A 12,995-nucleotide genomic window follows, 5' to 3' on the forward strand; every position below is an offset into this window, starting at 1 on the left:
CGCCGTCACCGGCTTCAGGCCGCCCTCACCCGCGTCGGGCCATCCTCACCCGCATGGGGCTGCACTCACCCGCGTCGGGCCACCTTCACCCGCGTCAGGCCGCCTTTGCCGGCGGTTGGGCCGCCCTTACCGGTGGTTGGGCCGCCCTTACCGGCGTTGGGTCAGAACGGCGAGCTCGGCGACGGCAGCGAGAAGCATCGCGATGACCAACGGGACGACGCCGCCGAGCGCCGCGAAGGCCACCAGGCCCAGCGGTGCCAGCGCCGTCGCATAGACCGCAGCGACCAACCGGCGCGAGCCACGGATCTCGCCGAGTGCAACACCGATCGGAACCGGCAGCGCACGCGTGAGCCAGACCGCGACAGCCACCAGAACCACCACCCCGATGACCCCGCCCCACATCCGGGCCACGCCGGAGCTGGCGGTCGTCATCACCGCGGCGAGCACGGCGGCGACCAGCACCCCGTTGCTGCCGTACAGAACGGCCTGCCGGAACGTGTCCGCGACCAGCGCCGAGCGGTCCAGCACCGGCCCGGCCGGCCGGGTGACCGGAGGCGGCGGCGGGGCCGGCACCTCCTCGACGACCGGCTCCGGAACGGGCAGGGCGGCGTCGGCCAGGCTCTCGAGAGCCAGCGCCCACCGGCGGCGTTCCAGCCGTACCACGCCGACGTCCTGCTGCGCGTCGCCGATCGTGGCGTCGAGGTCGAGGGCTTCCCCGTACGCCCGCTGCGCCAGGTCGAACAACCGCAGCCGCGCCGCCACCACAGCCAGCACCAGATGCGCCTCGGCGTCGGTCGGGGTGAGCCGTACCCCGTTCCACGCGGCATTGAGCGCGTCCTGGCCGTTGCGCGCCTCACTCAGCAGGGCCGCCCCGGTGCGCTGCGCGTACGGGTCAGCCGGCCAGGCGGCCAGGATGGAAGCCGCCACCTCGGCGGCCTCGCCGAACCGCCGCTCGTCCGACAACGCCATCGCCCGCGCGACCAGCGGCCCCACCGTCCCGGGTGCGGCCGCGGCGGCCCGGTCCGCGGCAGCGAGCGCATCCACCGGCTGCGCCGCGGCCAGGTGCACCCGTGCCAACGTGGTCAGCAGCGCGGCGTCATCAGGCGCGGCGGCCAGACCACTGGCGATATCCCCGACCGCCTCGTCGTAGCGGCCGAGGTCAGCCATCAGGAGGGCCCGCTGCCGGTACTCCTCAGGGGTGGTTTCCGGCTCGGACTGGGACGTGGGCTCGCTCGACACCCATCGAGCGTAGGTCTTCCACCCCGAGATCACCCCGCCCGGGGCAGCCTCAAGCCGAATAGATCAGCGCGGTGGCGACAGCAGCAAGCCCTTCACCACGCCCGGTGAGCCCGAGCCCATCGGTGGTGGTGCCGGAGACAGTGACCGGGGCACCGACCGCCGCGGAAAGCACCTGCTGCGCCTCCTCGCGACGCTTGCCGATCTTCGGCCTGTTCCCGATGACCTGAATCGACACGTTGCCGACCGCGTAGCCATGCTCGGCAAGCCGCCGAACGGTCTCGGCCAGCAACGTCACCCCGGCGGCTCCGGCCCATTCAGGCTCGGCGGTGCCGAAGTTGCTACCGAGATCACCGAGCCCAGCCGCACTGAGCAGCGCATCGCAGGCAGCGTGGGCGGCAACATCGGCGTCGGAGTGCCCGGCCAGCCCGGACTCACCAGGCCACATGAGGCCGGCCACCCAGCAGACCCGCTGAGGATCGAAGGCGTGCACATCGGTGCCGATCCCGACACGCTGGCTGGGCGGGCTCACAGAAGTCACCGCGTCAGGCTACGTGCAGCAGCGCCTCGGCGATCACCAGGTCCAGCGGACGGGTGATCTTCATGGCGAGCTCAGACCCGGGAACGCAGGTGACCGCAACGCCCGCCTTCTCGACCATCCCGGCATCGTCGGTATGGGCGCCGAGCCCGGCAGCATGCGCAGCAGCAAGCACATCCCGCCGAAAACCCTGCGGCGTCTGCACACTCCGCAGAACAGACCGATCAACCGTCCCGAGCACAACCTCGACCGGCGTGTGGGTGGGGCTGAGGCCGACGGGGGCGGCTACGGCGCGGTCGGGCTCGGCAGACTCGGCAAGGACAGAGTCAGCGGGATCCGGAGGATCCGCCGGGTGCGCAGGGTCGGCGGAGTCCGCCGGGCCTTTGGGGTCCGCAGGCTCGGAAGTATCAGCCGGATCCACCGGGTCCGCAGGGTCGGCCGGGCCCGCCGGATCGGCCAGGCCCGCCGGATCGGCCAGGCCCGCCGGATCGGCCAGGCCCGCCGGATCGGCCAGGCCCGCCGGATCGGCCAGGCCCGCCGGATCGGCCAGGTCAGCCGGATCGGCCAGGTCAGCCGGATCGGCCAGGTCAGCCGGATCGGCAGGGTCCGCTAAGCACGCAAGATCCGCCGGATCAGCAGGATTGCCCGGGCTCAAGCCAGCAGGGCTGACGGACCCGACGTTGGCAAGACCGACAGAGCCAAGGCTGGCATACCTGGCGGAGCCGGAGCCGGTAGACCCACGGTCGGCATAGCCCAAGCCGACACGACCGGCCGACCCACCGTCGGCGCGGTCAGCAAGATCGACGGGGTCGACGAGGCCGACCTCTTTGATGGTGTCGACCACCGGCAGAACCGGAATCACCGCCGGCCGCCCGCTGCGAACGGCAGCCGCAACCGACTCGATCAGCTCCGGCGGCGTAAGTGCGCGCGCCGCGTCGTGCACCAGCACAATCCCGACATCCTCCGGTACGACCGCAAGCGCCGCCGCCACCGAATCCTGTCGCTCGGCCCCGCCCGCGACCACGGTCACCGCCGCTACCGGGGCGAGTAGCGCGCGCACCGCGTCAACCTCGGCGGCTGGAGCGGCCACGACGATCAGGCGCACCGACGGGGCTGCCGCGATGCGCCGGACCGTGTGCACGAGAAGGGGCTCCCCCGCGAGCAGGCGCAGGGCCTTCGGCCCGCCCGGGCCCAGGCGCAGACCTGCGCCGGCGGCCGGAACGAGGACCGCGACGTCACCGCGAGCGTTGAGCTGCGCGGTCACGTCGCGGTCCTGTTCGGCTGCTGTCACCGTGGGGGTGGTGCTGAGGTGGTGGGAACGTCAGGCCTCGGTGAGCACCTTGTCGAGGAGGACTTCTGCCTCGTCCTTGGTGCTCTTCTCGGCGAGGGCCACCTCACCGACGAGGATGTCGCGGGCCTTGGCGAGCATGCGCTTCTCCCCAGCCGAGAGACCACGCTCGCGCTCACGACGCCACAGGTCGCGGACGACCTCGGCGACCTTCAGCGGGTTACCGCTGGCGAGCTTCTCGAGATTGGCCTTGTAACGCCGCGACCAGTTGGTCGGCTCCTCGGTGTGCGGTGCGCGGAGGACGTCGAAGACCTTGCCCAGGCCCTCCTCGCCGACCACTTCACGCACGCCGACGATCTCGGCGTTCTCAGCGGGCACCCGGACAGTAAGGTCGCCCTGGGCGACTCGCAGAACGAGATATTGCTTCGGCTCGCCCTTGATGACCCTAGTCTCGATTGCCTCGATGAGTGCGGCCCCGTGGTGGGGGTAAACAACGGTCTCGCCGACACTGAAAACCATAGGTTCGAAACCCCTTTCGCTGTGTCTAGGGTAACACGCTCAGGCAGCGATGTCCCACCCTGGCCGTGACTGTTAGTGCAGCTCAGAGGCCCTGTGAGCCGTCTTTCTACCGCTTGACATGCGGGCGAAGAGCTGCCTCAGTAACGGAGGGTGACTACGTCGTGACCACTTGACTCAGCGAGTCGGATATTCCGGACCTGAAGCCTTTGCGAGGTCAAGCTTATCGCTAGCGACCGGAACCGCCCACCACTGGCGGTCGAGGGCGTGCTTGGGGGAGGCTGGACGCAGGTCCCCGGCCACGCGAGACTCGTCGGCAGGGGGGAGGGTGAATCGTGGGCAGTATGAGCGACAACGGCGGCAACTGGCCGCCCGATGGCGGCTCCCCTGACGGTCTGCCAGACCTCCCCGAGGAGTGGGGCGTCATCGTCATCCCGGACGACCTCTCCGAGCTGTCCGACGAGGTCAGCGCCCTCCAGGCCGAGCTGCACCGGTCGCAGGAGCGCACCCGCTGGCAGCAGTTCACCGACCGCCCCGGCATGCGCGCCCTCCGCCGAGTCGGGGCCGCCTGCCTGCGTGCCCCGGTCTTGATCATCTCGATGGCCGTTCTCGTCACCGTGGCCAGCCTGTTCGCCTCGGCCTGGCCTGGGCCGTCCCGGTCACCGGCCACCCAGCGCACCGCTACCACGACCGACGACCGCGGTGACACCCTGCCCGCCCTGGAGCTGATGGGCGGCGACGGCAAGACCGTCCCGCTACGGGCCCAGCTGCCGGCGGTCGTGCTGCTCACCGACGGTTGCGACTGCGCCAGCCTGGTGGCCGACACCACGGCCGCCGCGCCGCCCGGGATCGCCGTGGTGACGGTCGTCGCCGGTGCCGCCGCCGGGCAGACGGGTGGCGCCCCGCCCACGAACGCCGCGCCACAAACCCAGGCCAAGACAGTGCGCGCGCTGCGTGACCCCACCGGCGAGCTCCGCGCCGGGCTTCACCTCGGCACGCCCGACGGCACCGCGGCGGTCCTGCTGGTCAACCGCGGGGGTGAAATCGTCCGCAAGATCGCCCGAACCTTCTCGGTCGAGGACTTCCGCCCCGACCTCGCCCGACTCTGACGCTGCGTGACAGCGCCCGACCGGCAAGATCCGGTCGGCGGCGGAATGCGGCCGGCAAGATCCGACCGGTAAGTGAAGCTTGTCATGAGGCGCAGCAAATGCGAGACGGCCAGCACAGGAGTCGGCCCAGCCCGCACGGAACGAGCCAGGCCACACGAGACGGGCCAGGCCGCACGAGACGGGCCAGGCTGCACGATATGGAACAAGCCGCACGAGACGGGCCAGGCCGCCCGATACGGAACAAGCCGCACGAGACGGGCCAGGCCGCACGAGACGGAACAAGCCGCGAAACGGGCCAGCCGCGAGATCGACCAGCACGCGAACGGGCCGGCCGACGGGCGGACCAGCCCGCGAGGCGGATCAGTAGGAGCGGGTCCGGATGACGCGCCAGCGGAAGACCGCCGCGCCCCGCGTCTCCGCCGACACCGACATGAAGAGGTCGTCCGCCAGACCGACCATCAGCTCCACCGGCTCCGGATCCTCCGCAGAACACGGCACCGCCCGCCCCGAATCCTCACCCGTCGAGCTCAGCCGTACCCGGACCTGGCCGTCCCCCACGCACAGCATCGCCAGCGCGTACGCGCCCCCGACCACCGACGTGTTGCGTTCCTTGCGCCCGCCCGCGGCCAGCACCATCGTCTCCGCCCCCGCCTGCCGGGGCAGGTCGGGCAGCAGCCGTTCGACCGTGGCCCGGCCGGCCACCACCGCAGGGTCCTCCCCCGCCTCCGGCGCCGCGCGGACGAACCACACGCCCCCGGCCAGCAGCAGGACCAGGGCGAACGCGTAGAGCGTCGCGCCCGCGGCCCGGTCCTCTCGCACGCGACAACCCTAGGGTGTGTCGAGCAGGACGCCATAGAGCGTGAGGCCCGGCCCGAAAGCCAGCATCACCAGCCGGCGCGGCGGCTGCGGCCTGCGCCGCAGGGCGTCCAGGACCAGCAATACCGTCGGGGACGAGCAATTCCCGTACGTGGCCAGCACCTCCCGGGACGCCGTCATCGCCTCGGTTGTCAGCCCGAGCTGCTCCTGGACCACGTCGAGGATTTTCGGGCCGCCGGGGTGGACCGCCCAGCCGTCCACGTCCGCGATCGTCAGGTTGTTGCGGGTCAGCAGGTCGTCGACCATGGTGCGGACGTGCAGCGCCAGCACGTCGGGGACCTGTGGCGACAGCCCCATCCGGAAGCCGAGGTCGGTGACGTCCCAGGTCATGTGGTCGGCTGTGGTGGTGTCCGTGAGCGCGGCGACGTCGCTGACGACGTACCCTCCGGGTCTGCTATCCGGGGTGAGCACGACGGCGGCCGCGGCGTCCGAGAAGAGCGCGTGCGAGACGATCTGCTGAATGTCCGCCCGCGAATCCGCGGGCTGGATGTGCAGGCTGGTCAGCTCGGCGCAGAGCAGCAGCGCCGGGCGGCCGCGGGCCGCGACGTAGTCGGCTGCCGTGCCGAGGCCCGGCAGCGCGGCGTAGCAGCCCATGTGCCCGACGAAGAGCCGCTGCAGCGACGGCGCCATGCCCATGTCCCGGGCCAGCAGGATGTCCAGGCCGGGCGTCGCGTAGCCGGTGCAGGAGCAGACCGCGAGCAGGCCCAGCTCGTCGGCGGCGACGCCGGCCTCGGTGAGTGCGCGGCCGACCGCCTCCTTGGCCAGTGGCATGGCCTCGACCTGGTAGCGACGCATCCGGCGCTCGGTGGACCAGCCGGAGACGTCCTCCAGCAGCGGGCTGACCGCCGCCTGCCGGGTGCGTACCCCCGAGTTGGCGAAGATCCGCTTCGCCAGTCCGCGGCGGCCGCCCGTGTAGTGCTGCGAGAAGAAGCCCTCCCACAGGTCGTCCTGTGACGCTGCCGGTGGCAATGCCGTACCCAGGCCGGCGATCACTGCCTGACCGATTCTTTTCACTTGTGCCTCCCCAGGCCGAACCCCGCCGACTGGTGCCTTACCCGCGAAAAGCGTTCACCACCGCGGGGCGGAGCCTTGCGAGTCCGGATCACCGCCGAGCGCCTCGACGCCGAGCCAGTCCGCGCACACGTCGGAGGTCGCGGGCTGTAGTGATCCGGCCCGGGCGTCGCGGTAGAGACGTTCGAGCGGGTGCCCGCGCCGCATCGCCGAGGTGCCCGCCGCCTCCAGCATCGAGGCGGCCACCTCCGCCGCCGTCGTGCCGGCCAGCAGCTTGGCCCGCCAGACCCAGCGGTTGGTCTCCGCCCCGCCCGGCTCCTCGTCGACCCGGCGGGCGGCCTCCATGACGGCCAGGTGCGCGGCCGCGACAGCCGCGTCCGCGCGCCCGATCCGCGCCCGTACGGCCGGCAGGTGCCCCAATCCCCGGGCGGTGACGTGCTCGATCGCCGCGTCCACCGCCGCCCGGGCCACGCCCACGTAGACCGCCGCGTAGCTGGCCACCATCCAGTGCGGGGCGAGCTGGGCGACCACCAGCGCCAGCCCCTCCACCCCGCCGAGCAGGGCCGTGGTGGGGACGGTGACGTCGATGTGCACGTCGTTGGAGCCGGTCGCGCGCATGCCCAGCGCGTCCCAGGTCCGCTCCACGATCAGGCCCTCACCCGGCGGGACCAGGAACTGCGAGACCTTGTCCGGGTCGGCCGAGCTGCGGGCCGCCACCAGGTACGCGTCCGCGTGCCCCGCCCCCGAGCAGAACGTCTTGGCGCCCTTGATGCGGAAACCCTCGTCGGTCTCCTCGTAACTGGTGGTCATCTGCGACAGCCGGGAGCCGGCGCCGCGCTCGCTCATCGCCACCGCGTACCAGCTGCCCTCGGCGGCCGCGCGCAGGTAGCGGTCGCGGGCCTCCAGTGCCTCGGGTGGCAGGCCCAGCGCCTCGGCCAGTTCGTTGGTGACGCCGCCGAGCGCGCCGGTGACCGAGGCGTGCATGTTGAAGATCAGCGCCGTGGCGCCGTTGCCCCGGGCCAGTTCGTAGGCGACCGCCGCGTAGTCGGCGAAGCCCGCTCCGGCGCCGCCCAGCCGCTCGGGCACCATCAGCCCGAACATGCCGGAGCGGCGCAGGTCGGCGAAGTCGGCCGCCGGGAACACACCCTCGCGGTCGTGCTCCGCGGCCCGGGCCGCGAACCGCGGCGCCAGCCGGCGCGCCTCCTCGGCAGTCGTCATGCCATCTCCCCCTGTTTGCGGCCCATGCCCTGGTAGACCACCGCGGTGGAACGGGTCGGGATCATCCGGCCCAGCGGACCCGCCCCGGGACCGGTGGGCAGGAACAGCCAGCGGATCAGCCCGACCACGCTCGGGCGCAGGCCGCGGACCAGCAGCCGGACGCCGTGCTTGGCGCATTCCATGGTCAGCTCGCCGGGATCGACGAACAGGTCCGGATCGTGCAGGCCGACCGGCGCCACGCCGAAGCGCTCGCCGAGCGTGACCGTCAGGAACCGGCCGGTCCAGGTGCCGTTGACCGTGTCCAGCACCAGCAGCCCGCCCGGCCGCAGCACCCGGCACAGCTCGGCCACCGCGGCCTGCAGGTCGGTGACGTGCTCGAGGATCTCGCCGGCGACCACCACGTCCGCCGAGCCGTCGGCCAGCGGCAGCGCGGTGATGTCACCGGTCACCGGGATCACTCCCCGGGCCGCGGACTGCTCCAGCCCGGCGCGGCGCAGATCGACGCCGACGTGCCGGTAGCCGAGCCGCTCGACGTGCGGAGCCAGCAGGCCGCCGCCGCATCCTGCGTCGACCAGGACCGCCCCCGGGCGCTGCGCGGGCGGCACCAGCGCGCCGCGGGCCCGCGCCAGCCAGTGCAGGATCTCGAAGCCACCGCCGGGCCGCCACCACTCGCCGGCCAGGTCGTCGTACTGACGAGGATCGTTGCGGGTCAGCGGGGGCATGTGATCGAGCGTGGCACGAGTGGGTCACAACCACCACACTGCTTTCATGTTCCGACCCGTCGCTCTGCTCAAGGCCTCCCACCCCGAACCGGGCGGAGCCGTCACGCTGGCCATGACCCTGCTCGCCGTCGGGGTGGGGCATCGGGGCTGGAGCGTGCTCGGCGTCGCCGCCGCCATCGGGGCCACCCAGCTCTCGGTGGGCTGGGTGAACGACTGGCTGGACGCCGATCGGGACCGGGTGGCCGGGCGGACCGACAAACCTGTGGCCTCGGGGGTGGTCTCCCGCCGTACCGTGGGGATTGCGGGCCTGGTCGCCTCGCTGGCGATCCCCCTGCTCGGGCTGCCCTTCGGGGCAGCCGCGGCGATCTGCGTCACCCTGGTCGGGATCTTCGCGCTGCTCTACGACTGGCCGCTCAAGTCCACGCCGCTGTCGGTCCTGCCCTATCTGGTGGCTTTCGGGCTGATGCCCGCCTTCGTGGTGCTCGCCCTGCCCGGGCACCCCTGGCCGCCGGCCTGGCTGGTCGCCGCCGGCGCGCTGCTCGGCGGCGGCGCGCACTTCGCCAACGTGCTGCCCGACCTGGCCGACGACGCCGCGACCGGCGTCGTCGGGCTGCCGCACCGCCTCGGCGCGACCGGTTCCCAGATCGCGGCGGCGGGTCTGCTGCTGGCCGCGACCCTCACCCTGGTCTTCGGACCGGACGGGCCGCCGTCGTGGCCGGGCATCGCGGTCGCCGCGGCCGCCGTCGTGGTCCTGCCGCTGGGCTGGTACGCGGGTCAGCGCGCACTCCGCCGCGGCACCCGGCAGGTCGCGATGTTTCGATCGGTCATCGTGGTGGCACTCCTGGACGTCGTGCTGCTCGTGTTCAGCGGCCGGGTGGTGTGAATGGACGGGTCGCCGTACGCGCCGGATCTACGCCCTCTAGGCTGATCCGCGGAGCATTCTCGAGTTTCTTGGAGGACTGTGATGCGCTCGCCCGGAACCCGCCGCGCCGCCGTGGCCACGGGTGTCGCCACGCTGGCCGCGATCGCGCTCGCCGGCTGCAGCGCCGGTCAGGTCGCCGAGACGGCCCTCAAGAACCCGTCGGTCTACGGCGTGAACGCGCAGAACTCCGACGCCTCGATCTACGTCCGCAACCTCGCGGTCGCCTACGACGGAACCGCCGGTTACCCGGCCGGTAGCTCCGCGCCGCTGCAGCTGGGTCTCTACAACCAGACCAGGCAGGCCATCACCGTCCTGGTCAGCAGCCAGCCGGCCACCGAGACCACGGAGAAGGACGCCGTGGTCTCCGCGCGGTCGGTCGGCCTGGTCGGTGGCGCCTCGACGACGCCCTCCGCGCCCTCGACGGCCATCCCGGAGCCCTCCGGCAGCCGGCCCTCGGACACCGAGGACGACCAGAACAGCAACCAGATCCCCAGCGCGGACCCGAGCACCAACCCGAGCCCGGGCGAGGCGCCGTCGACCGCGCCCACCCCGGCGGGCGCCACGGCCCGGCCGGCCCGGATCGAGATCGGACCGCTCGGCGCGGCCACCTTCCTGGCCGAGGACGCCGAGAAGCTGCAGGCCATCGGCCTGAGCGGCAAGCTCGTCCCGGGTCAGTCGATCAACCTGGTGTTCGAGTTCAGCAACGGCGCGCAGCCGCTGGTCCTGCAGGCCCCGATGGCCATCCCGCTGAGCCCGGCTTCGCGGGCGCCCGGCATCGATCCCGAGGAGAATCTCGGCGAAGGGGAGTAAGTCCCCGCTTTGTCATACCGGCGGGCTAGCGTGACTGGTGTGACGACTTCCCGCACTCCGTCCCGCGCCCGCTCCGAGCCGCGGCCTGCCTATCAGTGCGACGCGTGCGGGCACCAGCCGCCCAAGTGGCTGGGCCGCTGCCCCGAGTGCAACGAGTGGGGCTCGATCATCGAGTCCACCTTGACCGGTCCGGTGGTGTCCGGCCGGGTGGTCAGCTCGCGGATGCCGTCCGAGCCGGCCCGGCCCATCAAGACCATCAGTGCCGCCCCGGCCAAGGCCGTGCCCAGCGGCGTCTCCGAGCTCGACCGGGTGCTCGGCGGTGGCCTGGTGCCGGGCGCGGTGGTGCTGCTGGCCGGTGAGCCCGGCGTCGGCAAGTCGACGCTGCTGCTCGACGTCGCTCAGCAGTGGGCCGCCGGCACCAACACCCCGTCGCTGGTGGTCAGCGGCGAGGAGTCGGTCAGCCAGGTGCGGCTGCGCGCCGAGCGGCTCGGCGCCCTGCACGACAATCTCTATCTCGCCTCCGAGAGCGACCTCGGCGCGGTTCTCGGTCACCTCGACGCGGTCAAGCCCGGCCTGCTCATCATCGACTCGGTGCAGACCATCTCCGCCCCGGGCACCGAGGGCGTGCCCGGCGGTGTCACCCAGGTCCGCGCCGTCACCGCGGCCCTGGTGAGCATCGCCAAGGAGCGCGGGGTGGCCACCGTGCTGGTCGGGCACGTCACCAAGGACGGCTCGGTCGCCGGTCCGCGGGTGCTCGAGCACCTGGTCGACGTGGTGCTGCACTTCGAGGGCGACAAGCACTCGTCGCTGCGCCTGGTCCGCGGCGTGAAGAACCGCTACGGCCCGGCCGACGAGGTGGGCTGCTTCGAGATGCACGAGACCGGCATCGTCAGCCTCGCCGACCCGTCCGGGCTGTTCCTCACCCGCTACAACGAGCCGGTTCCGGGCACCTGCGTCACCGTGGCGATGGAGGGCCGCCGGGCGATGGTCACCGAGGTGCAAGCCCTGATCGGCGCCCAGGTGCAGGGCTCGCCCCGGCGCACGGTCTCCGGGCTCGACAGCGCCCGGCTGGCCATGGTGCTGGCGGTGCTTCAGCGCCGGATGGAAAAGATCAAGCTGCACGACCGGGAGGTCTTCGCGGCCACCGTCGGCGGCATCCGGGTCACCGAGCCGTCGGCCGACCTGGCGATGGCCCTGGCGGTGGCCTCCGGCGCGCTCAATCTGGCGATGGCCCCGCACCTGGTGGCGATCGGCGAGGTGGGGCTGACCGGCGAGGTGCGCCGGGTCGGCGCGATCGGGCGGCGGCTGGCCGAGGCGGCCCGGCTGGGCTTCCGCTTCGCCCTGGTCCCACCCGGGTACGGCACCGGCGAGGGCGACAGCCCGCCCAAGGGCATGCGCGTCGTCGAGGTGGGCGACCTGCAGACCGCGGTGCAGTGGGCAGCCCGGGCGTCAGCCGAATGAGCCGCGCCGCACGCTCACCCGCAGTGACCGTCGATCACGCTCTGGAGCCCCGGCGGAACCGCGGCTCGTTGACCTGGATACGAGTCCGTAGAATGTACAGGTGCCGCTCGACCGCGATGCCTCATCAAACCGCCATGCCAATGGCGCTGCTGCCGGCGTCAACGGTTCGGCAGCCCGTCCGATGACCCCGACGACGCCCGGCCTGACCGGCGGTGGAGTCAGCGGTGACCCGCTGCGCGCCAACCTCGCCCTGATGGCTCCGGGCACCGCCCTGCGCGACGGCCTCGAGCGCATCCTGCGCGGCCGCACCGGCGCGCTGATCGTGCTCGGCTACGACGCGGTGGTCGAGCAGATCTGCACCGGCGGTTTCCCGCTCGACGTGGAGTTCTCCGCGACCCGCCTGCGCGAGCTGTGCAAGATGGACGGCGCGGTGGTGCTCTCCAGCGACGGCACCCGCATCGTCCGGGCCGCCGTGCACCTGATGCCCGACCCCGGCATCCACTCCGAGGAGTCCGGCACCCGGCACCGCACCGCCGAGCGGGTCGCCAAGCAGTCCGGCTTCCCGGTGATCTCGGTCAGCCAGTCCATGCACATCATCGGGCTCTATGTGAACGGCCAGCGGCACGTCCTGGACGACTCGGCGGCCATCCTGTCGCGCGCCAACCAGGCCCTCGCCACCCTCGAGCGCTACAAGCTGCGCCTCGACGAGGTCTCCGGCACGCTCTCCGCGCTGGAGATCGAAGACCTGGTCACCGTCCGCGACGCGGTGGCGGTCGTGCAGCGCCTCGAGATGGTCCGCCGCATCGCCGACGAGATCTCCGGCTACGTGGTCGAGCTGGGCACCGACGGCCGCCTGCTGGCGCTGCAGCTCGACGAGCTGATGGCCGGCGTCGACTCCGACCGCACGCTGGTCATCCGCGACTACCTGCCGACCGGGCGCAAGGCCCGCACGCTGGACGAGGCCCTGGTCGAGCTCGACCTGCTGACCGCCACCGAGATGATCGACCTGGTCGCGGTGGCCAAGGCGATCGGCTACGCGGGCGCCTCCGACGCGCTGGACGCGGCGGTGAGCCCGCGCGGCTTCCGGCTGCTGGCCAAGGTGCCCCGCCTGCCGGCCCAGATCGTCGAACGCCTCGTCGACCACTTCGGCAGCCTGCAACGCCTGCTCGGCGCCACGGTCGAGGACCTCCAGGCGGTGGAAGGGGTGGGCGACGCCCGCGCCCGCGGCGTCCGCGAGGGCCTGTCCCGCCTGGCCGAAGCCTCGATCCTCGAGCGCTACGTCTAGGCT

At 72.4% G+C, this 12,995-nt stretch carries 13 protein-coding genes and 1 pseudogene; 5 read left to right on the forward strand and 9 right to left on the reverse strand.

Annotation, left to right across the window (positions count from 1 at the left end; all coding sequences use genetic code 11):
• Window positions 1–147: 147 nt before the first annotated feature.
• The 5 genes and pseudogenes from ACZ6S4_RS24650 to ACZ6S4_RS24670 form a co-directional block, all read right to left on the reverse strand.
• Window positions 148–1,239 carry a tetratricopeptide repeat protein gene (locus ACZ6S4_RS24650; protein ID WP_465477149.1) on the reverse strand — a complete coding sequence of 364 codons (1,092 nt, stop codon included), beginning with the start codon at window positions 1,237–1,239 and terminating at the stop codon, window positions 148–150.
• A gap of 49 nt (window positions 1,240–1,288) precedes the next feature.
• Window positions 1,289–1,768, reverse strand: a complete 480-nt coding sequence (gene ispF, locus ACZ6S4_RS24655; protein WP_465477150.1) for a 2-C-methyl-D-erythritol 2,4-cyclodiphosphate synthase — start codon at window positions 1,766–1,768, stop codon at window positions 1,289–1,291.
• 13 nt (window positions 1,769–1,781) lie between these two features.
• Window positions 1,782–2,618: an IspD/TarI family cytidylyltransferase gene (locus tag ACZ6S4_RS24660; RefSeq protein ID WP_465477187.1), complete on the reverse strand. Its 837-nt coding sequence runs from the start codon at window positions 2,616–2,618 to the stop codon at window positions 1,782–1,784.
• Window positions 2,592–3,038, reverse strand: a pseudogene (locus ACZ6S4_RS24665) (IspD/TarI family cytidylyltransferase); the annotation flags it as partial. The pseudogene ACZ6S4_RS24665 and the gene ACZ6S4_RS24660, both read right to left, overlap by 27 nt.
• A 57-nt stretch (window positions 3,039–3,095) precedes the next feature.
• Window positions 3,096–3,581: a CarD family transcriptional regulator gene (locus ACZ6S4_RS24670; protein ID WP_026206027.1), complete on the reverse strand. Its 486-nt coding sequence runs from the start codon at window positions 3,579–3,581 to the stop codon at window positions 3,096–3,098.
• A gap of 341 nt (window positions 3,582–3,922) precedes the next feature.
• Between ACZ6S4_RS24670 and ACZ6S4_RS24675 the strand changes: the two genes are divergently transcribed.
• Complete coding sequence (locus ACZ6S4_RS24675; RefSeq protein ID WP_465477151.1) at window positions 3,923–4,687, forward strand: hypothetical protein; 765 nt, start codon at window positions 3,923–3,925, stop codon at window positions 4,685–4,687.
• Between the two features lie 360 nt (window positions 4,688–5,047).
• Here ACZ6S4_RS24675 and ACZ6S4_RS24680 read toward each other — a convergent pair whose 3' ends face one another.
• The 4 genes from ACZ6S4_RS24680 to ACZ6S4_RS24695 all read right to left on the reverse strand — a co-directional run bounded on the left by ACZ6S4_RS24680 (window position 5,048) and on the right by ACZ6S4_RS24695 (window position 8,514).
• Window positions 5,048–5,506 (reverse strand): DUF6023 family protein, encoded by a 459-nt coding sequence (locus ACZ6S4_RS24680; RefSeq protein ID WP_465477152.1) that lies wholly within the window; start codon window positions 5,504–5,506, stop codon window positions 5,048–5,050.
• A gap of 9 nt (window positions 5,507–5,515) precedes the next feature.
• Window positions 5,516–6,568 carry a type III polyketide synthase gene (locus ACZ6S4_RS24685; protein ID WP_465477188.1) on the reverse strand — a complete coding sequence of 351 codons (1,053 nt, stop codon included), beginning with the start codon at window positions 6,566–6,568 and terminating at the stop codon, window positions 5,516–5,518.
• Between the two features lie 63 nt (window positions 6,569–6,631).
• Window positions 6,632–7,792, reverse strand: coding sequence for an acyl-CoA dehydrogenase family protein (locus tag ACZ6S4_RS24690; protein ID WP_465477153.1), 1,161 nt, complete (start codon window positions 7,790–7,792; stop codon window positions 6,632–6,634).
• Complete coding sequence (locus tag ACZ6S4_RS24695; RefSeq protein ID WP_465477154.1) at window positions 7,789–8,514, reverse strand: methyltransferase domain-containing protein; 726 nt, start codon at window positions 8,512–8,514, stop codon at window positions 7,789–7,791. The genes ACZ6S4_RS24690 and ACZ6S4_RS24695 overlap by 4 nt, the downstream gene beginning before the upstream one ends.
• Before the next feature lie 46 nt (window positions 8,515–8,560).
• On the opposite strand from ACZ6S4_RS24695, the gene ACZ6S4_RS24700 reads away from it, so the two are divergent.
• The 4 genes from ACZ6S4_RS24700 (at window position 8,561) to disA (ending at window position 12,992) form a co-directional block, all read left to right on the forward strand.
• On the forward strand, window positions 8,561–9,397 hold the full coding sequence (locus ACZ6S4_RS24700) for a UbiA family prenyltransferase (RefSeq protein ID WP_465477155.1): 837 nt from the start codon (window positions 8,561–8,563) through the stop codon (window positions 9,395–9,397).
• An 81-nt stretch (window positions 9,398–9,478) separates the two neighbouring features.
• Window positions 9,479–10,246 (forward strand): hypothetical protein, encoded by a 768-nt coding sequence (locus tag ACZ6S4_RS24705; RefSeq protein WP_465477156.1) that lies wholly within the window; start codon window positions 9,479–9,481, stop codon window positions 10,244–10,246.
• A gap of 39 nt (window positions 10,247–10,285) precedes the next feature.
• Window positions 10,286–11,707, forward strand: a complete 1,422-nt coding sequence (gene radA, locus ACZ6S4_RS24710; protein WP_451912149.1) for a DNA repair protein RadA — start codon at window positions 10,286–10,288, stop codon at window positions 11,705–11,707.
• A gap of 100 nt (window positions 11,708–11,807) precedes the next feature.
• Window positions 11,808–12,992, forward strand: a complete 1,185-nt coding sequence (gene disA / locus ACZ6S4_RS24715; protein ID WP_433722811.1) for a DNA integrity scanning diadenylate cyclase DisA — start codon at window positions 11,808–11,810, stop codon at window positions 12,990–12,992.
• Window positions 12,993–12,995 lie beyond the last annotated feature (3 nt).

The sequence above is a fragment of the Actinoplanes sp. NPDC051405 genome (assembly GCF_055586185.1).